We start from the raw sequence: 21,216 nt of genomic DNA, 5'->3' as shown, positions 1-21,216 counted from the left end.
CGATGACGGCACCGGCGGACGGCAAGAGCCCGATCGAGGTGCTGCTGGTCGAGGACGACCCGGGTGACGTGCTGATGACGCAGGAGGCGTTCGAGGAGCACAAGCTGCGCAACCGGCTCACCGTGGTCTCCGACGGTGCGGCGGCCCTGGCCTACCTGCGCCAGGAGGGCGAGTACGCCGACGCCGTACCTCCGGATCTGATCCTGCTCGACCTCAACCTGCCCCGCCGGGACGGCCGGGAGGTGCTGGCCGAGATCAAACGGGACGAACAGCTCTGCCGGATCCCGGTGGTGGTGCTCACCACCTCGCAGGCCGACGAGGACATCCTGCGCAGCTACCAGTTGCACGCGAACGCGTACGTGACGAAGCCGGTCGACTTCGACCGGTTCATCTCGGTGGTACGGCAGATCGACGAGTTCTTCGTCAGCGTCGTGAAGCTTCCGCCGCGTGGCTGATCCCGAGGCGCGGCTCGTCGAGGAGGTCGGGGCGCTGCTCCGCCGGGCCGCCGCCGAGGCAATCCTGCCGATGTTCCGGCACCTGGCCGACTCCGACGTCTCGGAGAAGGCACCGGGCGAGGTGGTGACGGTGGCCGACCGCCGGGCCGAGGAGATCATCGCCACCGAGCTGCGCCGGCTCCGGCCGGAATCCGAGGTGGTCGGCGAGGAGGGGGTGGCCGCCGATCCGGCGGTGCTGGATCTGCTCGCCGGGCCGGGAGAGGTGTGGCTGGTCGACCCGCTGGACGGTACGGCGAACTTCGCGGCCGGGCGGCAGCCGTTCGCGGTGATGGCGGCGCTGCGCCGCGGTGGGCGTACCGAGGCGGCCTGGATCCTGGACCCGATGGCGGACCGGCTGCTGCTGGCCCGGGCTGCGGACGGGGCGTACCGGGACGGGGACGCGGTGCGCACGACCACCGAGCCGCTCCCGGCCGGGGCGCTGCGCGGCGTGGTGGCGACCCGGTTCCTGCCGGCGGAACTCCGGGAGCGGGTGTTGGCCGGGGCCGGGCGGATCGGCGCGGTGCTGCCCGGCCAACACTGCGCTGGTCAGGAATATGCGGATATTGTGGACGGCCGGCAGCACTTCGCGATCTTCTGGCGGACGCTGCCCTGGGACCACGCACCGGGAGCGCTGTTGATCGAGGCGGCCGGCGGGGTGGTCCGGCGGCTCGACGGCAGCCCGTACGACCCGGCCGACGGGCGGGCCGGGCTGCTGGCCGCCGCCAACGAGTCGATCTGGCACACGGTGCACGCTGCCCTACTGACCACGTCCTGACCGGACGACCCGGGCACGGGACGGCAGCAGAAACAAAAGCGTGTTTGTCTGCTGTATGGCCTATCTTGTGGTATTGAGGCCGTTTCAAGGCGGGCCGACAGCGCGGCCGGCTTCCGGTAGGCTGACCGGCGGTCTCCGCCAGGTGGCACCGTCGAGGGTGCCGGTGGCGACCGCCGCCGAATGAACCTTTTTCCACCTGAACCGCGGCGCTCACGCACCGCGTCCGACCTTGCGGTCCGCCGGACGGCAAGGGGAGGCGGAAGAAGGTCCAATGGTCAGTGTGGGCCCTCCGGGGTCGGCGGCCTACGAAAGGAACGGCTTTCGTGCGCACAACGGCCATCGCCCGGCTGCACCGCCCACGCCGGTTCACGGCGCTGCTCGTCGCCGCCGCGGTCCTCGCCGGGATGCCCGCGGCCCTGGTCGGTACGGCCGCCGCTCCGGCGACCGCCGCGCCCAGTTCGCCCGGCGACGAGGGCGGCACCAAAAAGCTCCGGGACGCCCTGGAGTCCGCCTCCAAGGGGCACATCGAGGCGACCGCCAGGCTGACCAACTCCAAGAAGCGGCAGAGTCAGCTCGGCGCCCAGCTCAAGCAGGTGGAGACCCGGATCGCCGCGCTCACCCAGGAGGTGGGGGTGATCGCCGCCGAGACGTACCGCCGGGGCCGGCTCACCCCGATCTCGGCCCTGCTGAACAGCGCCTCGCCGCAGTCGTTCGTGGAGCGGGCCGCCGGGCTCGAAGTGATCGCCCAGCGCGACGACCGGAAGCTCCGCGAACTCGCCGAGTCGCTGGACCAGGCGGCCAAGGCGAAGAAGGCGATCGACGCCGAGGTCCGCGAGCAGCAGCGGCAGGTCGAGGTGATCGCCCGGAAGAAGAAGGACGCCGAACGCGCCCTGGCCGCCGTCGGCGGCAACCCGACCGGCGGGCTGATCAGCGCCAACTCGCCGCTGGCCAAGGCCGCCCCGCGCAACTCCGACGGCTCCTGGCCCAAGGAGTCCTGCAGCATCGACGACCCGACCACCGGCGGGTGCATCACGCCGCGCACCCTGCACGCGCTCAACCAGGCCAAGGCCAACGGCTTCAAGCGGCACACCTCCTGCCACCGCAGCGGTGGCGGGGGTGAACATCCCAAGGGACGCGCCTGCGACTTCTCGGCCGCGGCCGGCGGGTTCGAGAACGTCGACGCGAGCGGCGGCGACCGCACGTACGGCAACAACGTGGCCGCGTTCTACGTCAAGAACGCGAGCCGGCTCGGGGTGCTCTACGTGATCTGGTACCGGCAGATCTGGATGCCCGGCAACGGGTGGCGGGCGTACAACGGCAACGGCGATCCGGCCTCCGACCACACGAACCACGTTCATCTGTCGATGTTGTAGCCCGGAGCCGGCGGTGGGATGCGTACCATCGCTGCGATGGACTCTTCACCACCTGACGTGGCGGGCACGACCACCGTCGCGGACGAGCCGCCCGGGTCACCGGCCCGGGCCCTGCCGACCGGCCTGGCCGCCACCCTGGTCTTCGTCGCCAGCGGTGCCGTACTCGTGCTGGAGACGGCGTCGCTGCGGCTCGTCGGCCCGTACGTCGGGGTCACCCTCCAGGTCACCAGCTCGGTGATCGGGGTGGCGCTGGCCGCGATCGCGTACGGCGCCTGGATCGGCGGCTGGCTCGCCGACCGCCGGGACCCGCGCCGGCTGCTCGCCCCGGCGCTGGTGCTCGCCGGCATCTGCACCGCGCTGACCCTGCCGATCGTCCGGTACGCCGGCGAGGTGCTGCGCGGCGGTGCCGCCGTCGGCATCCTGCTGCTCACCGCGCTGGCGATCTTCCTGCCGGCGGCCCTGCTCGCCGCGATCACCCCGCTGGTGGTGAAGCTGCAACTCGGTGACCTGCGGCAGACCGGGCAGGTGGTCGGGCGGCTCTCCAGCATCGGCACGCTCGGCGCGATCACCGCGACGCTGGGCACCGGTTTCGTGCTGGTCGCCGCCCTGCCGAGTACCGCGATCATCATCAGCCTGGCGGTGCTGCTCGGGGTGACCGGACTGGTGCTCGCGGTCTATCTGCGCCGGCAGTCCGGGGCCACGCTGCCGAAGCCGTCCCGGATCACCGCCGCCGCGGCCATGCTCGGCCTGGTCGGTGCCTCGCTCAGCGCCGTCGCGCCGAACCCGTGCGACGTGGAGACGGCGTACCACTGCGCCTCGGTCGAGCCGGACCCGGACAACTCCACCGGGCGGCTGCTGGTGCTCAACTCGGCCTGGCACTCCTATGTCGACCTGGCCGACCCGGGGCACCTGGAGTTCGAGTACACGAAGTGGATCGGGGCGGTCGCCGACGTGATGGCGTCGCCCCGGACACCGCTTTCGGCCGTACACCTCGGGGGTGGCGGCTTCACCATGCCGCGCTACCTGACCGCGACCCGGCCCGGCACCCGCAACGAGGTCTACGAGATCGACGGTGAGCTGGTCGAGCTGGGCCGCCGCGAGCTGGACGTGCGGACCGGTCCGGAGTTGCGTGCCCGGGTCGGCGACGCCCGGATGCTGATCGGTGAGCGTGCCACGCACAGCGCCGACCTGGTGGTCGGGGACGCGTTCGGGCACCTGGTGGTGCCCTGGCACCTGGCCACCCGGGAGATGGCCGCCGAGGTTCGCCGGGTGGTCCGCCCCGGCGGCATCTACGCGCAGAACGTGATCGACCATCCGCCGCTGCGCTTCATCCGGGCCGAGGTGGCCACCGTGGCGGCCGAGTTTCGGCACGTCGCCCTGGTCGCGCCACCGGCCGCGCTGGCCGGCACGCACGGCGCGAACTTCGTGATCCTCGCCTCCGACCGGCCGCTGCCGGTCGAGGAGGTACGGGAACGCCTGATCACCTCGACGGACCAGCCGGTCACCGTGCTCTCCGGCCCCGCGCTCGACGAGTTCGTCGACGACGCCATGGTGCTGACCGACGAGTACGCCCCGGTCGACCAACTCCTCGCCACCGCCTGAGCCTTCGCTGCGCGGGTCGATCGGGCGCCGGTAACCCGCGCCCGCCGACCACCGCTGGACCCGAATCCGTGCCGGTAGGTGTAGCCGGGCCCGGTCCGGGCAAGAGAGATCTGTATGACCGGGTGGGGCTGGTGGGGCGGAGCACAGCGGTACGGCACGGAGCTGGTCGGTGACCGCTACCGGCTGATCGAGGAACTTGGCGAAGGCGGCATGTCGGTGGTCTGGCGTGGCCACGACGAGGTGCTGGGCCGGTCGGTGGCGGTGAAGATGCTCGCCCCGAAGCTGGCCACCGACCGGGCGTTCCGGCACCGGCTCCGGACCGAGGCCCGGGCTGCCGCCCGGCTCTGCCATCCGCACATCACCGGCGTCTACGACTACGGCGAGTCGGTCCGGTACGGCCGGACCGTGCCGTACGTGGTGATGGAGCTGGTCGACGGCGAGCCGCTGGCGAGCTGGCTCGACCGCGAGGGACCGCTGCCCTGGTGGGACGGAGTGCTGCTCGGCGCCCAGGTCGCCGCCGCGCTGGCCACCGCGCACGCCCGGGGAGTGGTGCACCGCGACATAACTCCCGGCAATGTCATGCTCACCGCCATGGGTGCCAAGGTCGTCGACTTCGGGATCTCGGCGCTGGTCGGCGAGCGGGACGGTGACGGCGAGGGCGGGCTGTACGGCACGCCCGCGTACGTGGCCCCGGAACGGCTCAACCAGGAGGAGGTCTGTCCGGCCACCGACGTGTACGCCCTCGGCCTGCTGCTCTACCGGGCGCTGACCGGCCGGATGCCGTGGCGGGCGTCGACCCGTACCCAGACGCTGCGCGCGCACCTGTACGCCGAGCCGGCGCCGATGCCACCGGTACCCGGGCTGCCGGCCGAGGTGGAGGCGGTCATCACCCGCTGCCTGGCCAAGACGCCGGGGGAGCGGCCGGAGAGCGCCGAGCTGGCCCGTACCCTGGCCGGGGCCGCCGGGGTGGTGCTGCAGGTGGCCGCCGGTCCGACGCCCGTCGCGCCGCCCCGCCGGGCCGCCCCGGCGCTGCGGGAACACCGGCCGGCGGCGTCGGCGCACTCGGCCACCGCGATGCTGCCCCGGTCGGCGACCGACCCGCTGCCGCGGCCAACCCGCCCCCGATGGTCGCCGGCGCGGCTCGGCAACCGGGCCCGGGTCGCGGCGGTCGGGGTGGGCCTGCTCGCGGTGAGCGGCGCGGTCTGGGCGGGCGGCACCGGCGGCTCGGCGCCGGTCGGCGGGGCCGGCACGGCGACGAACCTGGCGATGGGCGGCACCGTCCCGTGCCGGGTCGACTACGTGCTGCGCGCGGACACCGGCCGGTCGTTCCAGGCCGAGGTCACGGTCACCAACCTCGGCGCCTCGGCGGTGCGGGACTGGACGCTGCGCTTCGCCTTCCCCGGCGAGCAGGTGCTCACCCGGACCCCGTCACCGGAGTCCGACCAGCAGGGCCGGGAGGTGCTGCTCCGGCCCGCCGCCGGCCCGGAGGCGACCCTGCCGGCCGGCGGGGCCGTCCGGTTCGCGCTGGCCGGCAGCCACGCCGGCAGCAATCCGTTGCCCGTCGAGTTCCGGCTCGGCGAGACCGCCTGTGCGGCCCGGGTCTCCGGCGTGCCGGGCCAGACCGGCGGTGCCGCGGCCGGCGGAGCGGTCGGAGCGGTGCCGCCGGCGCCCCCGCCTCCGCCGGACCGATCTGCGGGCCGGTCCGGCTCCGCCGGCACCGGGTCGACGGGCGGCGAGTCGAAGGGCAAGGGCCCGGGGAAGTCGAAGGGCAAGGAGCCGAAGCAGGATCGCGACTCCGACTCCGACTCCGACTCCGACTCCGACTCCGACTCGGGCGACGACGCCGACGGCGAGGACTGAGCCAGCCGGTACCGCATGCCGGCCGGACCTCCGGAACATCGCCGGGTGCCTGGCTGCGCCGGCCATCCCTTGGCGGTTACTTGTGGGTTTCAGCCACATAGCACGTGCGTGACGTCACCCCTACCGTGGGCCGACGATGCTTCTCCAACTTCACCCCCCATGTGGAGCGATGATGACGGTCCGGACGACGCGGCGGGTACTGGTCACCGCCGCCACGCTGCTGGTAGGGGCGATCGCCACGAGCGCCTGCGGCAGCCCGCAGGACACCGCGAACGGCGGCGGCGACAGCGCCGCACCCGTCAAGGTCGGTCTGGTCTACTCCCAGTCGGGGGCGTTGGCCAGCTACGGCAAGCAGTACATCGAAGGGTTCCGGGCCGGGCTGGCGTACGCCACCGACGGCACCAACAAGATCGGTGACCGTACGGTCGAGGTGACCGAGGTCGACGACGCGGGCGACCCCGCCAAGGCGGTCTCGGCGGCGAAGGACCTGATCGGCAAGGGTTACAAGATCCTCGCCGGCTCGACCGCCTCCGGCGTCGCCCTCCAGGTCGCGCCGATCGCCGCGCAGAACAAGGTGCTCTTCATCTCCGGGCCGGCCGCCACCGACGGCGCGACCGGGGTCAACAAGTACACCTTCCGCTCCGGGCGGCAGTCGTACCAGGACGTGCTGACCGCGAAGTCGTTCATCGGCGACGCGGCCGGCAAGAAGGTCGTGGTCTTCGCCCAGGACAGCGCGTTCGGCAAGAGCAACGAGGCGGCGGTCAAGGCGGTCATCGGCGGTGCCGGTGCCACGGTGAGCAGCGTGCTCGCCCCGGCCAGCGCCACCGACTTCACCCCGTTCGCCAGCCAGTTGACGGCGGCCAAGCCGGACCTGCTCTTCGTGGCCTGGGCCGGAACCACCGCCCCGGCGATGTGGCAGACCCTGGACCAGCAGAGCGTACTCGGCTCCACCACCGTGGTCACCGGGCTGGACATCCGGGCCTCCTGGCCGACCTTCGGGGCGGCCGGCACCAAGATCTCCTTCCTGTCGCACTTCTTCGACGGCGCCGCCGACAACCCGGCCGCGCAGGCGGCCAAGGCGGCCGTACCCGGCGGGGTGCTGGACCTGTTCCACCCGGACGGCTTCACCGCAGCCCAGATGATCGTGCGGTCGGTCCAGTCCGGCGGCGACGACGTCGACAGGATGGTCACCGCGCTGGAGGGCTGGAGCTTCGACGGGATCAAGGGCAAGATGACGGTCCGTGCCGAGGACCACGCGCTGCTCCAGCCGATGTTCCAGGCCAAACTGAGCGGCGCCGGCGACGCGATGAAGGCGGAGTCGCAGAAGGTGCTCACCCCGGACGAGACGGCGCCGCCGGCCGTGGCGATGAAGGGCTGAGGTGTGCTCGCCACCCGCGACCTGAGCTGGCGGATCGGCGAGGTCGCCATCGTCGACGGCGTCGACCTGGAGCTGGCGCCGGGGGAGTTCCTCGGGGTGATCGGCCCCAACGGCGCCGGCAAGACCTCGCTGTTCAACCTGGTCTCCGGCCTGCGCCGGCCCACCACCGGCCAGGTGCTGCTGGACGGTACCGACATCAGCGCGCTGCCGCCGCACCGGCGGGCCCGGCTCGGGCTGGGCCGGACGTTCCAGGCGTCCTCGGTCTTCGGCTCGCTGACCGTGCGGGAGAACGTCCGGCTGGCCGTGCAGGCGCACCGGGGTGGCTCGATGAAGCTGTGGCGGCGGGCGGCGGCCGACCGGGAGGTGATCGCCGCCGCCGACGCGGCACTGGACCGGGTCGGCCTGGCACACCGGGCCGACGCGCTGGCCGGCACGCTCGCGCACGGCGAGAAACGGAAACTGGAGATCGCGCTGCTGCTGGCCGGCGAGCCGAGGGTGATGCTGCTCGACGAGCCGATGGCCGGGGTGAGCGCCGAGGACGTACCCGAGCTGGTCGGGGTGATCCGGTCGTTGACCGGCGACAGCGGCCGGGCCGTACTCATGGTGGAACACCACATGGACGTGATCCTCGGGCTCGCCGACCGGATCGCGGTGATGCACCACGGCGCACTGCTCGCCTGCGACGTCCCGGCGACCGTGATGGCCAACCCGGTGGTGCAGGAGGCGTACCTAGGTGAGTCGCTATGAGTGAACCTCCTGTCCTCGCGGTCTCCGACCTGTCGGTACGGATCGCCGGGCTGCACATCCTGCAGGGCGTCTCGTTCACCGTGGCCCCGAGCGGGGTGACCGTGCTGCTCGGTCGCAACGGGGTCGGCAAGACCACCACGCTGCGGGCTATCCTCGGGCTGACTCCACGCGGCGGCGAGGTACGCGGCACCGTGCGGATGGGCGACCGCTCGCTGGCCGGTGAGCCGACCCACCGGCTGGTCCGGGACGGCCTCGGCTACGTACCCGAGGACCGGTGCGTCTTCGCCGGCCTCACCGTCACCGAAAACCTGCGGCTCGCCGAGCGGCGCGGCGGCGCTCCGGCGTACGACCGGGTCTTCGAACTGTTCCCGGAGCTGAAGCGGCGCGGCCGGCAACGGGCCGGCTCGCTCTCCGGCGGCCAGCAGCAGATGTTGGCGATCGGCCGGGTGCTGCTCAACGACAACCGGCTGCTGCTGGTCGACGAGCCGACCAAGGGGCTGGCGCCGAAGGTGGTCACCGAGGTGGCCGAGGTGCTGGAGCGGGTCGCGGTCGCCGTGCCGGTGCTGCTGGTCGAACAGAACCTCGCGGTGGTACGCCGGCTGGCCAGCGATGCGGTGGTGCTCGCCGCCGGCCGGGTCGCCTGGTCCGGTGCCGCCGACGAACTGCTGCGGGAGGCGGAGTTGACCAGATCCCTGCTCGGTGTCGGCGTGGCCGGCGAGCCGCATGCGGCCGAGAACCGGGAGGTGTCGGCCGGATGAGCACGATCGTGCTGCTGACGCTGACCGGGCTGGGCCTGTCCGCGCTCTACTTCCTGGTCGCCTCCGGACTTTCCCTGGTGTTCGGGCTGGCCGACGTGCTCAACTTCGCGCACGGGCTGTTCCTCTCCGTCGGGGCGTACGCCACCTGGTGGGCGGCCGGGAACCTGCCCGGTGCCGGCCCGTCCGGGCTCGGCTTCGTGCTCGCGGTCGCGTTCGGTGTCGTCGCCGGTGCCGTGGTCGGGATGGCCGTCGAACTGGTGATGATCCGTCCGCTCTACTCCCGCACCATCGAACAGGTGCTGGTCACGGTCGGGCTCTCACTCGCCGGGGTGGCGCTGCTCCAGGCCACCTGGGGTGCGGACCCGCGCCCGTTCCCGCGCCCGGACTGGACCCAGCGGGTCACCTCGATCCTCGGTGCCAAGGTGCCGAACTCCGGCATCCTGCTGATCCTCGCCGCCGCGCTGGTACTGGCCGCGCTGCTCGGCTTCCTCCGCTACACCCGGTACGGCCTGGTGATCCGGGCCGGGGTGGAGAACCGGGAGATGGTCACCGCGCTCGGCATCGACGTGCGGAAGGCATTCACCCTGGTCTTCGCGATCGGCGGGGCAGCCGCCGCGCTGGCCGGTGCGCTCGGCGGGGTCTACTTCGGCTCGGTCTCGCCGAGCCAGGGCGGATCACTGTTGATCTTCGCCTTCATCGTGGTGGTGATCGGCGGGATGGGCTCGGTCGTCGGGTCCGCGTACGCCGCCGTCGCGGTGGGCCTGCTCCAGCAGTTCGTCAACTACTACGGCGTCTCCGGGGCCGGAGATATCTGCGTGGTCGCACTGCTGGCGATCGTGCTGCTGCTCCGCCCGCAGGGCATCGCCGGAAGGGCGGCGAGCACGTGACCCGGAAGGGCGGCGACCACGTGACCCGGAAGGGCGGCGAGCACGTGACCCGGAAGGGCGGCGAGCATGTGACCGAGCGGAGCGAAGGAACGGGCCGGCCCGCGTCGGGGGGTTCCGGCGTCGACGAGCGGAGCGGGAGGGCCGGCGTGACGACCGGGTTGAAGACAGCGGTGGCGGCCAACCCGCCCGCCGCACCGCCGACCGCCGGTCCCGCGCCGGCACCCCGCCGGGACTGGCGGTCGGCCCTGCGAGCCTGGTCACCGCTGCTGGTGCTGCTCGTCTTCGCGGTGCTGCCGTACTCGACGGTCTCCGTACCGGGGGTCTTCGACGGGCCGCTCAACGGGCCGGGAACACTGCAACTGCTCGCCATCTGTCTGGTCTTCGGTGGGCTGGCCGCCGGCTACGACCTGCTCTTCGGCCGCACCGGCATGCTCTCCTTCGGGCACGCGCTCTATTTCGCTGCCGGCGTCTACGGCACCGACATCCTGGTCACCAGGGCCGGGCTGCCGCTCTGGCAGGCGGCGCTGCTGACCCTGGTCGGTGGCACCACCCTGGCCGGGTTACTCGGGGCGATCGCGCTGCGTACCGCCGGGATCGCGTTCGCCATGGTGACGCTGGCGTTCGCACAGGTCGGCGCGATCCTGGTGGCCCGAGACTTCGGCGGGCTCACCGGCGGCGAGGAGGGACTGTCGCTGGACGTGTCGGGACTGCCGGCGACGCTGGTCGGGGTGGGCAACACCGTCAACCTGTACTGGCTGGCACTGGCCTACCTGGCCCTGGTCGTCTTCGTGGTGCACCGGGTGGCCGGCTCGCCCACCGGTCGGGTACTCGCCGGGCTGCGCGACGACGAGCGGCGGATCGGGGTACTCGGGCTCGACCCGTACCGGTTCAAGCTGCTCGCGTTCACCCTGGCCGGCGGGCTCGCCACCGCCGGTGGGGCGATCTACTGCCTGCTGGTCGGCGGCGCCTCGCCGCACGTGACCTCCTCCGAGCTGACCCTCTCGCTGCTGGTCATGGTCGTGCTGGGTGGGCCGGGTACCCGCTGGGGTCCGGTGCTCGGCGGCATGCTCTACATGTACCTGGACCACCGGCTGACCGCGTTCGGCAGCTCATCGGCGGTGGACTCGCTCCCCGGCGTGCTGAGCGCGCCGCTGTCCCAGCCGCTCTTCGTGCTCGGCACGGTCTTCATCCTGGCGGTCTACTTCTTCCCCGGCGGCCTGGCCAGCCTCTCCACCCGCCTAGCCCCCTTCCGCACCCTCCTCCCCTCCCGAAACCGCCGCCGCTCTCCGTGATCAGGTAGCGTCCGGCTCGCCCGGACCGGCCGGACGCTACCTGATCACGGGTCGGCCAGTGGGCAGGTGGGGGAGCAGGGGTGGGGAAGGCCGGGCCAGCCGTTGCGGCGGAGGACGTCGGCGACCTGACGGGCGACGGCGCACGCGGCGTCGGTGGTGTCCGTCCAGCCGTACCGGAGGGTGGTCTCACCGGCGACCGCCGCCGCGTTGTCCCGACCCGCATCCCGCCATCGCCGGTCAGCCGGATGCGCGGCTTGGCCGTCCAACTCCACCCGGAGCCGGTAGCGGGGATAGTGGACGTCGTCGTACCACCGTCCGCCGCGTCGGGGCCGGGCGGCCTGGCGGACGCCGGCCGGCAGCCGGTGGGCCCGTTCGACGTCCCGCAGGTAGCGCAACTCCAGCAGTGAGTGGCAGCCGTCCGCGATGTCGGCGAGTGCAGCCCGCAACTCGGCCCGCCAGCGCAGCTTCGCCCGCCACCGCATCGCCTCGGCGATCAGGTGCGGCCGGGTCAGCCGGCGGCCGACGGCCCTGGCCACCCAGCCCAGCGCCTCGTCCAGGGTGCCGGCCTGCTGGGTCAGGTCCAGCACCGTCTCCTCCATGCGGGTCTGCGGCGGCGACCGGGTGGGATGACGGGCCGCCTCCGGCGTGCTCCTCAGGTGTACGACGACGCCGGGAACCCGCCGTATCCGCCGGTCACCGGGAACGATGAGGTGGACGGCGGGATGGCGCCGGTCGGTCAGGCCCTGCAACTCGGCTGCGGTGTGGTGGCTCAGCATCGCGCCCCGGCCCGCGCGCAGGAGCGCGGCCCACAGCACCGCCTCCCGGGGCGGTACCCCGGAGAAGGTGGCGAAGACCCGTCCGGCCATCGGGCGCCAGCGACCGGTACGCACCTGGTGTTCGACCTGCGCCTTGGTCAGCCCGCAGTCGTATGCCTGCTGCCGGCTCACCACCCCGTGCTGCCGCCGCACCAACTCCTGGAACACGCCCACCAACGTGCCAACCTGCCCGGACTGCCCGCCACCCCATCCACCCACCTGTGGATAACCACCAGCGCCGTCCAGGGGTAATTTCGTGATCAGGTAGCGTCCGGCTCGCCCGGACCGGCCGGACGCTACCTGATCACGAGACCCCGAATCGTGGGGTTAACGGCGGGGGAGGCGGAGGGCGATGAGGGCGCCGACGGCGACCACGGCCGCGCCGACGAGTACGGCCGGGCCGAGGCCGTCCACGAAGGAGGTACGGCTGGCGTAGTCGCCGTTGGCGGCGAAGACCGAGGCCAGCGCGGCCACCCCGACGGCCACCCCAAGTTCCCGGATGCTGTTGTTGGTGCCGGAGGCGACTCCCCTGGACTCCTCGGGCACACTCGACATCGTGGCGGTGCTCATCGGGGCGAAGGTCAGCCCCATGCCGACCCCGGCCAGCGCCAGCGGGACGGCCAGCACCGGGTAGTCGATGTCGGCGGTGCTGATCAGGGCGAGCCAGCCCAGCGCGACGGCCAGCATCGCCTGCCCGGCGACGATCAGGGTACGCACGCCGAGCCGGCCCACCAGCAGCCCGGCCAGCGGGGCGACCACCATCGGCGCCATGGTCCAGGGCATCGTCCGGATCCCGGCGTCGAGCGGGCTGTGCCCCTGCACCACCTGGAAGAACTGGGCGAGCAGGAAGACCGAGCCGAAGACGCCGACCGAGAAGGTGAAGGCCACCACGTTCACCACGCTGAAGCTGCGGGACCGGAAGAGTCGCAGCGGGAGCATCGGTACCGGGGTCCGGGTCTCCCAACCGAGGAAGGCGGCGACCAGTATGCCGCCGCCGATCAGGGCGGTCAGTACCCGGGCGGAGGTCCAGCCGTGGTCCTGGCCGTGCACCACCCCCCAGACCAGCGCGAGTAGGCCGGTGGCGGAGAGGACCAGCCCGACGGGGTCCGGTCGGGACGCCGGGCCGTGCGACTCCCGTAGCACGATCGCGGCCAGCAGCAGGGCGAGCAGCCCGATCGGCACGTTCAGCCAGAAGATCCAGGTCCAGTCGAGTCCCTCGACCACCGCCCCGCCGACCACCGGGCCGACCGCGACGCCGAGGCCGCTGATTCCGCCCCAGATCCCGATGGCGGCGTCGCGGAGCCGGTCGGGGACGGCGGCGGCGAGCAGGGTGAGCGACAGTGGCATTACGGCCGCGCCGGCCATGCCCTGGACCGCCCGGGCTGCGGTCAGCATCCAGGGTTCGGTGGCGAGGGCGCAGGCCGCCGAGGCGACGGTGAACAGCGCGATGCCGGCGAGGAACAGCCGTCGCCGGCCGATCCGGTCGCCGAGGGCGGCGGCGGTGAGCAGCAGCGCGGCGAAGGGCAGCGTGTAGGCGTTGACGAACCATTGCAGGTCGGTCAGGGAGGCGCCGAGTTCGGTCCGGATCACCGGCAGCGCCGTCGTCACCACCAGGTTGTCCAGGGTGACCATGAACATCGGTACCCCGACCGCCGCGAGTACGGCGGCCAGCGGTCGGGCGGCGGGTCCGGCCGGCCGTCCCGGAGCGGGGGGCGCGGCGCCGCCGAGGACGGGTGCGCTAGTCACGATCACTCCTTAGTTGTTATCGACTGATAACTAAGCTTCTGCCTAAAGTAGTTATCGGCTGATAACATGTCAACGTCCGACGCAGGAAGCGTCCGGCGTACGGAGCGCGGAAGGAGGGGCGACGATGCCCAGGACCCGACTGACCGCCGCCGAGCGCGGCGAGCAACTCGCCGGCGCCGCCGTGCAGGCCTTCGCCGTCTCCGGATACGCCGGCACCTCCACCGACGACGTGGCCCGGCTGGCCGGGGTCTCCCAGCCGTACGTGATCCGGCTGTTCGGCTCCAAGCAACGGCTCTTCGTCGCCGCGGTCCAGCACGCCGCCGCCCGGATCGAGCAGGTGTTCCGGGACGCCGCCGAGCGCTCGGCCGACCTGGAGACCCTCGGCGAGGCGTACGACGACCTGCTGGCCGAACGGGACCTGCTCGCCGTACTCCTGCACGGCTTCGCGGCCAGCTCCGACCCGGTGATCGGCAGCGCCGTACGCGACTGTTTCGGCCGGATCTACCGGCTGGTCCGCGAACTGACCGGAGCGAGCGCCGAGGAGACCCGGGACTTCCTGGGCACCGGGATGTTGCTCACCGTGCTGGCCGCGATGCAGGTGGTCGGGCCCGGCGCCGTGCCGGCCCAACCGTGGATGGCGGAGATCGCCGCATCGATCCAGGACACCTGTACGGAGCCGGAACCCGGCGGGTAGCCTGGCTCGCCGGCCCGGCCGACGGCTCCGGGCCCGCCGGCTCGGTGGAAGATCTCGGGGCCTGGCCGGCGCCGCAGGCGCGACGGAAAGCGGGGAGAGCGGATGCCGGAAAGACTGGCGGTGGTCAGCGGCGGCGCGACCGGGATCGGCGCGGCCATCGCGGAGGGCCTGGCCGAGGACGGGTACGACGTCATCGTGGTCGGCCGCCGGGCCGAGTTGCTGGCGAAGGCAGCCGCCCGGATCGGGGCGCAGGTCGGTCGACCGGGCTCGGTCGAGGCGGTGCAGGCGGACCTGGCCGACCCGGCGCAACTGGGTCGGGTCACCGAGGCGGTCGGCGGGCGCACCGTCGACGTGGTGGTCAACAACGCGGGCGGTTACCTGGGCGGCGACTTGTCCAGCCTGGACGGTGTGGCGGCGCAGTGGCGGGCCAACCTCGACAGCAACGTGCTCACCGCCGTACTGCTGACCGAGGCGCTCCGGCCGGCACTGCGCCGGCCCGGTGGACGGGTGGTGCTGCTCAGCTCGATCGCCGCGCAGCGGGGCGGCGGCGGACCGTACTCGGCGGCGAAGGCGGCGCTGCACGGCTGGGCGTACCACCTTGCCCAGGAGCTCGGACCGGAGCAGATCACGGTCAACGTGGTGAGTCCGGGTTACGTCGTCGACACCGAGTTCTTCGGTGACCGGATGACGCCGGAGGGGCACCGGCGGCGGGTCGACGCGACGCTGGTGGGACGGGCCGGCGAGCCGGCCGAGATCGCGGCGGCGGTCCGATACCTGGCCAGCCCGGCCGCCGGGTACGTGACCGGCCAGGTGCTCGGGGTGAACGGCGGCTCCGTCTTCGGCCGCTGACCGCCGGAAGCCGACCCGGAGACGCGAACGGGCCGAGCCAGGAACGGACCCGGAGACGCGAACGGGCCGGGTGGCGGTCCCCCGTGGCCACCACCCGGCCCGCAGGCCTCTACTGCGCTCAGCCGTTGAGCAGCTCGTACGCCAGGGCCGGCGCGTTCTGGGCCTGCGCGCCCGCCGGTGCGGCGAGCTTCGGCGCGCTGCCGAAGTCCCGGTAGTGCACGACGTACTGGAACGCCTTGGCGCTGCCGGCCGCCGGCACGTCGAGGGTGAGCGAGGTCAGGTGCTCGCCGTCGACCGTCGCGGTGAACGGCACCTGCTTCGCCGCCTCGCCGAGCGTGGTCATCCGCTCCGCCTCCAGCACCTTCGCCGCCTCCCCGGAGGTGAGGTCGATGCCGCCGGAGTACTTCCCGTTGCCGGCGTCGGTGACGGAGGTGGCCGCCTGGAGCAGCGGGCCGGCGTTGCCCGGGTCGGCCCCCTCGTACTTCGGCACGCTCTCCGCCTCGGTGAGCTTCGCGGGGTCCAGCTTCAGCCACTTGTTCGGGAGCTTGGGCAGCCCGGTCAGACCCTCGGTCCCGGTGAAGGAGATCTTCGTCCAGATGTCCTCGCCGAGGACCCGGAACGCAATGGTGGTGGTGAAGCCGTGCTCCGGATCCTTGATCGCGGTGGAGAGTTCCAGCCCCTTCGCCGCCGGGTCCACCGAACCGGAGACGTCGTCCGTACCGTCCTTGCCGCTGAACCGGAACGGTCCCTCGCTGCCGTCCGGCACCGTCTCCAGCAGGGTCTGCTTGGCAGTGACGGCGGCCACTTCCTCCTTCAGCTTCCCGCAGCCGCCCAGCAGGACCGTCACGCCGAGCAGTGCGGCCAGCGGGCCGGCGGTGTGCCGGACCCAGCGTGCTGCGCGGATATCTCTGTTCATTGCTTTCCCTTCTCACCGGTGTCGTGGTTCGACGCCGGAAATGCTGCCGACCGGGACTGCCGTCGTACTGACCTGTCACTGCGTACCTGCGCTCGGCCACTGCCGTTATGCTGCCGTCGGACTGCCGTGCGCTGGTCCGCGAGCAGCCGGGGGGTGATGGGCGCATGGTGGAGGCGGTGCGCTTCGAGATCCTCGGGCCGTTGCGCGCCTGGCACGCCGATCGCGAACTTGAACTCGGGCCGGGCAAGCAACGGGCCGTACTGACCGTGTTGCTGCTGCAGGCGGGGCGGCCGGTGCCGACGAGCCGGATCATCGAGGCGGTCTGGGCCGAGGATCCCCCGGCGAACGGCCCCAACGTGGTGCAGAAGTACGTCGCCGGGCTCCGCCGGGTGTTGGAACCGGACCGGTCGCCGCGTACCCCGGGGCAGGTGTTGAGCCTGACCGACGCCGGTTACCTGTTGCGGGTCGGCCGGGATGACGTCGACGCACTGCGGTTCGAGCGGGCGACCCGGCAGGCGGCGGCGACCCGGGACGCCGGCCGGTGGCCGGAGACGGCGGCCGGACTACGCGCCGCGCTCGACCTCTGGCGGGGCGAGCCGTTTCCCGGCCTGACCGGGCCGTTCTTCGACTCCGCCCGGCACCGGCTGGTGGAGATGCGTACCGCCGCCCTGGAGAGCTGGGCCGAACTCGAGTTGCGGCTCGGCCACCACCACGAGGTGGTCGGCGAACTGGCCCGGCTGGTCGCCCAGTTCCCGGTACGCGAGCGGCTGCGCGGCCTGCTGATGCTGGCGCTGTATCGCGAGGGACGGCAGGCGGAGGCGCTCAACACGTTCCGCGAGGTACGCACGCTGCTCCGGGAGGAGCACGGGCTGGAGCCCGGTGAGCAGCTTCAGGAGCTGCATCGCCGGATCCTGCGCTCCGACCCGACGCTGGCCGTTCCCGACCGGTCCGGGAGTGCCGCACCTGCGCAGGTCACCGGGGCGGCGGTCGATCGATCCCCGGCCGGCGAGCCATCGGTCCGCGCCACGCTGCCAGGCGGTCAGCCCCCGACAGCCGAGACCTCGCCCCGGCTATCCGAGCCGACGACACCTGCCCCGGCCACTCTCGCCGAGCCCACCGTGCCGGTTCAGCCCACCGTGCCGGTTCAGCCCACCGTGCCGGTTCAGCCCACCGCGCCGGTTCAGCCCACCGTGCCGGTTCAGCCCACCGTGCCGGTTCAGCCCACCGTGCCGGTTCAGCCCACCGTGCCGGTCGAGCCAGCGGCGCAGGACGGGCGAGTCGGGCCGGCCGTGCGGGCGGTGCCGGTGGTGCCGGAGCCCCGGCCGGCGGCCCCGGTCGAGCCCGGGCCGGCGGTGCCGTCTCCCGGAGCGCCGCCGGCGGCCGTGCCACTGCCGCCGTCGGCGTTACCGCCACCGCTGTTGCCGATCGCGCCGCCGCCGGGTGCCGGCCGGCAGGACGGTGGCGGCAGGCACTGGACCAGCACCGTCGGCACGGTACTCGGGGCGGTCGGCGTCCTGCTCACCTTCGGACTCCTCACCTGGCTGGTCGTCTTCGTCTACGCCTGGCGACGTCGCAGCAGGTGGCTGGTGGCGGCCGGCGTCGGGTATCTCGCGATGGTGGTCGGATTCGTCCTCGGGATGGAGAGCGGCGATCCCGACCCGGCGGCTCCGGCGAGCACCGGCCAGGTGTTCGCGATCCTCGGACTCTTCCTGGTGAACTGGCTCGGCGGCATGCTGCACGTCATCCTGCTCAACCGTGGGGTGCAGCGGGTACTCGGCGGCGGGCGGCGCCAGCGCGCGCCGGCCGCCCCGCGCAGCGCCGCCGACCACCGGGTACGCCGGGAGCACGCCCGGTACCTGCTCTACCACTACCCGACGGCCCGCACCGAGTTGCGGATCGGTCGGCCGGACCTGCCGCGCAACTTCGACGACGGTGGCCTGATCGACATCAACGCCGTCGGTGAACACGTGGTGCTGGGGCTGCCCGGGCCGTCACCGGAGCAGAGCCGGCACATCCTGGTGGACCGCCTGGTACGCGGGCCGTACGCCTCGATGGAGGAACTGGTCGCCCGCTGTCTGCTCCCGATGGAGGTGGCCGACTCGCTCCGCGAGGTGCTCGTCTTCCTGCCCCCGCTCGGCCGGCCGGCCAACACCACGCCTGACCACCCCCATGGCTAAAGCCAGGGGTTTCTCGGGCGGCTGCGGATGAGCATGCCGGGTCTGCGGGATCAGGCCGGTCCGGCCCGGCCGGACTGCACCGGCTGGCAGCGCTGCTCGGCGGGGTCGTCGGCCGAGCCGCAGTGGAAGACCTCGACCGGTTCGGTGTTGATGTCATTCACCCGCTCGACCCGGACCAGGGAGAGCCGCTTCGCCACCGGCTCGCCCGAGTCGGCCGCGAACCGGATCAGGCCGCTGACCCCCGGATAGCCGTTCTCGGCGTTCTGCCGCAGTACCTCGGTGTGCACCCCGGCCGGGTTGACGGCCCGGGGATCCCACGCCTCGCGCGGACTGCCGTGCCGCAGCCGGGCGGCGAGGCTCTCCACCGCGCGTACCACCATGGTGGCGGCGTCGTAGGCGAGACTGACCCGTTCCCCGACCTGGGCGCTCGGGCCGTCGTCCCGGCAGCGCGGCCAGTCGAGCAGGTCGTCGGCCTGGATCCAGGAGAGGAAGCTGCCGCGTACGTCGTCGCGCTGGTCCCGGGCGGTACGCAGCGAGGCGCAGGTGGCCAGGGCCGCCTTCGAGACGTACGTGACCGGGAGGTTGCCGGGCGCGCTGGCCCGTAGCCCGGGATTGGCCATGTACCGGTTGACCGAGTCGTCGCCGACCAGGTGCCGGGGCGGGTTCGGGCCGCACTCCTTGAGCGCCCGGAGGAAGCCGTCGAACTCGGACCACCTGCCGGCAAAGATCAGCACGCCGGTGTAGCCGCACTCCTGGGTCATCCGCTGGCCGGTACGCCACTCCTCCACCCGGGTCAGCCGGTTGCCGAACCGCTGGCGCAGATCGTTGACCAGCGTGCCGACGTACAGGTCCTCGGTCAGGGAGCTGTTCTCCCCGGTGGTGTAGTAGACGTGCGCACCGCTGACCCGGAGCACCTGCCGGGCGTACTCGTCCATCAGCGCGGCCTGGTCGCGGTTGGGCGCGGAGATCTGGAGGTAGAGCCTGGAGTTCTCGTGCATGCCGTCGGCGGAGAGCGTCGGGGCCAGGGCCGGCAGGCCGATCCGGTTGAGTTCCCGCAGCGCCGCCGCGGTACTGGTCCGGCTCTCCACCAGCCCGACCACGCCGAGCACGGTCGGGTCGTCCCGGACCAGCCCTTCGAGCATCGCCACCGCCCGGCCGGCGTGCCGCATCTGCTGTCCGGCGTTCGCGACCACCACCCGGAGCAGCGCGGCACCGTCGGCACCGGCCGACTCGCGCAGCAGCGCGTACTGGGCGGTCGCCATGCCCTCCAGTTCCTCCCGTTCGGAGACGTACGACTCCTCGTCGGCCCGGGTCCGGTTGCCGGTCAGCGTGCCCAGGTAGACCAGGGTGACCAGCGGACGGCGCTGCGCGCTGCGCTGCCAGACCTGCTCGGCGGCGGCGTTCTGGGCGAAGATGCGGCGCTGCACGGCGCGGAGCCGGTCCTGCCCCGGGTCGCGGTTGAAGACATGCCCGGCCGTGTCGCTGTAGCCGATGCACTCGCCGCCGACCCGTTCCACCGAGACCGCGCCGTCGAACGGCCGGGGATGGCAGTCCAGGCTCCAGCGCGAGTTCACCCAGACTCCCACGACGGCGGCCAGCAGCAGGACGAGCGCGGTGGGGAGGAACCGGCGACTCCACCACGGCGGACCCGGCGGGGTGAAGTTGAGCAGCCCGCCCCTCGGCTCCGAGCCCGCGCTCGGGTCGCCGAGCAGCAGGGCGATCAGCCAGGCGGCCGGCCGGCGCAGCCGCCGGGTCTCCGGCAGCACGTCCACCCATTCGTCGTACGCCTCCTCGGCGTCGACCAGGGCGTACGGCTCGGGTAGCTCCGGCGGTGGCTCGGCACCGGCCGCAACCACCAGGAGCGGGTCGTTGCGGCCGGTCTCGTTGCGGACGTCGTTGACCAGCCGGATCAGGGTGTGCCCCGGATCGTCGGCCGTCACGTTGTTCAGCAGCAACACCGGATACGCCGTGCGCCGCCAGCTCGACGGCCGCCAGAGCCGCCGCCGGTACGCCTGCCGGAGGTCCTCCAGGAAAGCGTGCACGAGCAGCTTGTTCACCTGGTCCGGCTGTTCCCCGTCACGCCAGCCGGCAGTGAGTCGTTCGGCGAACCCGAGGAAGGTCACCGACTGCCGGGGCGCCAGATACTGCTGCCGCATGAACCACCGGTAGTGCGGCCCGAGCAACGGCACCCGACCGGAGACCGCGACCCGGAACACGGCGCTCGGGATCGCCCGCCGGACCAGCCAGAAGACGAGCTGGTAGACGGTGGAGAAGAGGTCGCCGTCGCCGTCGCCGCCACCGGCCGGGTCACTGCCCGGCCGGGTGCCGCGCCGGTCCCGGAGCTGCCGGGCCAGGGCGGGGCGGCGGTCCTCGCCCGCCTCCGCCGACTCCGGCACGGGCTGGTGCAGCAGCCAGTCGGCCAGCGGATAGTGCCGGAATCTGAACCGCTCGCCCCCGAACGCCTCCAGGGAGAGTTGCCGGTGCACCTCCCGTAGCTCACCGGCGATGTCGGTGGCGGTCAGCTCGGTCAGGTCGAGGACCGCGTGCGGGATGCGTCGTCGCTGGCCCCGGCCGAGTACCCGGCGCAGCAGGGCGATCAGGTCCGGTGAGGCGGGCGAGCGGACCAGCCAGATCAGCGGCAGCCGCCGGTCACCCCGACGCGGCCGGCGCAGCAGCCGGGCCAGCAGGGCGAGGAACTCCGAACCGCCGGACGGCAGGCGTTCCCGTCCCGAGGTCGGCTGCCCCTGGGTCGTCGCCGCTCCTCGCATGCTCACCTCCGGCCGTTGCTATGCGTGCTCCACAGATCACCACAGTGTGGTAGGTGGGGACAAGGCCGGACGGGCCTCACCCGGG

General features: G+C 72.8%; 17 protein-coding genes. 13 read left to right on the top strand and 4 right to left on the bottom strand.

Translation table 11 applies throughout. From position 1 onward, the window contains the following. Positions 1-2: 2 nt before the first annotated feature. The 10 genes from R6Y94_RS12910 to R6Y94_RS12865 all read left to right on the top strand — a co-directional run bounded on the left by R6Y94_RS12910 (position 3) and on the right by R6Y94_RS12865 (position 11,166). The gene (locus R6Y94_RS12910; protein ID WP_318396032.1) at positions 3-455 is read left to right on the top strand and encodes a response regulator; all 453 of its coding nucleotides are present in this window, start codon (positions 3-5) and stop codon (positions 453-455) included. After that, positions 448-1,269 (top strand): inositol monophosphatase family protein, encoded by an 822-nt coding sequence (locus R6Y94_RS12905; protein ID WP_318396031.1) that lies wholly within the window; start codon positions 448-450, stop codon positions 1,267-1,269. The genes R6Y94_RS12910 and R6Y94_RS12905 overlap by 8 nt, the downstream gene beginning before the upstream one ends. A gap of 404 nt (positions 1,270-1,673) precedes the next feature. Next, the gene (locus R6Y94_RS12900; RefSeq protein WP_318396108.1) at positions 1,674-2,642 is read left to right on the top strand and encodes a hypothetical protein; all 969 of its coding nucleotides are present in this window, start codon (positions 1,674-1,676) and stop codon (positions 2,640-2,642) included. Positions 2,643-2,678: 36 nt separating this feature from the next. Next, positions 2,679-4,244 (top strand): fused MFS/spermidine synthase, encoded by a 1,566-nt coding sequence (locus tag R6Y94_RS12895; protein WP_318396030.1) that lies wholly within the window; start codon positions 2,679-2,681, stop codon positions 4,242-4,244. A gap of 114 nt (positions 4,245-4,358) precedes the next feature. Next, a complete protein-coding gene (locus R6Y94_RS12890) occupies positions 4,359-6,104 on the top strand; it encodes a protein kinase domain-containing protein (protein WP_318396029.1) in 1,746 nt (581 codons plus the stop codon). 172 nt (positions 6,105-6,276) lie between these two features. Then, positions 6,277-7,482, top strand: a complete 1,206-nt coding sequence (locus R6Y94_RS12885; protein ID WP_318396028.1) for a substrate-binding domain-containing protein — start codon at positions 6,277-6,279, stop codon at positions 7,480-7,482. 3 nt (positions 7,483-7,485) lie between these two features. Beyond that, complete coding sequence (locus tag R6Y94_RS12880) at positions 7,486-8,229, top strand: ABC transporter ATP-binding protein (protein WP_318396027.1); 744 nt, start codon at positions 7,486-7,488, stop codon at positions 8,227-8,229. After that, positions 8,226-8,987, top strand: a complete 762-nt coding sequence (locus tag R6Y94_RS12875; RefSeq protein WP_318396026.1) for an ABC transporter ATP-binding protein — start codon at positions 8,226-8,228, stop codon at positions 8,985-8,987. The genes R6Y94_RS12880 and R6Y94_RS12875 overlap by 4 nt, the downstream gene beginning before the upstream one ends. After that, positions 8,984-9,874 (top strand): branched-chain amino acid ABC transporter permease, encoded by an 891-nt coding sequence (locus R6Y94_RS12870; protein ID WP_318396025.1) that lies wholly within the window; start codon positions 8,984-8,986, stop codon positions 9,872-9,874. Before R6Y94_RS12875 ends, R6Y94_RS12870 begins: the two co-directional genes overlap by 4 nt. A 146-nt stretch (positions 9,875-10,020) precedes the next feature. After that, positions 10,021-11,166: a branched-chain amino acid ABC transporter permease gene (locus tag R6Y94_RS12865; protein WP_412102748.1), complete on the top strand. Its 1,146-nt coding sequence runs from the start codon at positions 10,021-10,023 to the stop codon at positions 11,164-11,166. Between the two features lie 44 nt (positions 11,167-11,210). On the opposite strand, the gene R6Y94_RS12860 is transcribed toward R6Y94_RS12865, so the two are convergent. Both R6Y94_RS12860 and R6Y94_RS12855 read right to left on the bottom strand, forming a co-directional pair. Continuing rightward, complete coding sequence (locus tag R6Y94_RS12860) at positions 11,211-12,149, bottom strand: hypothetical protein (RefSeq protein WP_318396024.1); 939 nt, start codon at positions 12,147-12,149, stop codon at positions 11,211-11,213. A gap of 159 nt (positions 12,150-12,308) precedes the next feature. After that, the gene (locus tag R6Y94_RS12855) at positions 12,309-13,727 is read right to left on the bottom strand and encodes a DHA2 family efflux MFS transporter permease subunit (RefSeq protein ID WP_318396023.1); all 1,419 of its coding nucleotides are present in this window, start codon (positions 13,725-13,727) and stop codon (positions 12,309-12,311) included. Between the two features lie 124 nt (positions 13,728-13,851). On the opposite strand from R6Y94_RS12855, the gene R6Y94_RS12850 reads away from it, so the two are divergent. Beyond that, positions 13,852-14,421: a TetR/AcrR family transcriptional regulator gene (locus R6Y94_RS12850; RefSeq protein WP_318396022.1), complete on the top strand. Its 570-nt coding sequence runs from the start codon at positions 13,852-13,854 to the stop codon at positions 14,419-14,421. Positions 14,422-14,523: 102 nt separating this feature from the next. Continuing rightward, positions 14,524-15,270 carry an SDR family oxidoreductase gene (locus R6Y94_RS12845; RefSeq protein ID WP_318396021.1) on the top strand — a complete coding sequence of 249 codons (747 nt, stop codon included), beginning with the start codon at positions 14,524-14,526 and terminating at the stop codon, positions 15,268-15,270. Positions 15,271-15,388: 118 nt separating this feature from the next. Here the strand turns inward: R6Y94_RS12845 and R6Y94_RS12840 are convergent, their stop codons facing one another. Continuing rightward, positions 15,389-16,186 (bottom strand): hypothetical protein, encoded by a 798-nt coding sequence (locus tag R6Y94_RS12840; protein ID WP_318396020.1) that lies wholly within the window; start codon positions 16,184-16,186, stop codon positions 15,389-15,391. A gap of 164 nt (positions 16,187-16,350) precedes the next feature. Here R6Y94_RS12840 and R6Y94_RS12835 point away from each other — a divergent pair, with 164 nt between their 5' ends. Beyond that, positions 16,351-18,363, top strand: a complete 2,013-nt coding sequence (locus R6Y94_RS12835; RefSeq protein WP_318396019.1) for a BTAD domain-containing putative transcriptional regulator — start codon at positions 16,351-16,353, stop codon at positions 18,361-18,363. A 50-nt stretch (positions 18,364-18,413) separates the two neighbouring features. On the opposite strand, the gene R6Y94_RS12830 is transcribed toward R6Y94_RS12835, so the two are convergent. Beyond that, a complete protein-coding gene (locus R6Y94_RS12830) occupies positions 18,414-21,131 on the bottom strand; it encodes a hypothetical protein (protein WP_318396106.1) in 2,718 nt (905 codons plus the stop codon). Between the last annotated feature and the right edge of the window lie 85 nt (positions 21,132-21,216).

This window comes from Plantactinospora sp. KLBMP9567 (genome assembly GCF_033446045.1).
Taxonomy (GTDB): Bacteria; Actinomycetota; Actinomycetes; order Mycobacteriales; family Micromonosporaceae; genus Plantactinospora.
This window is presented reverse-complemented; position numbering and strand designations above follow the sequence as displayed.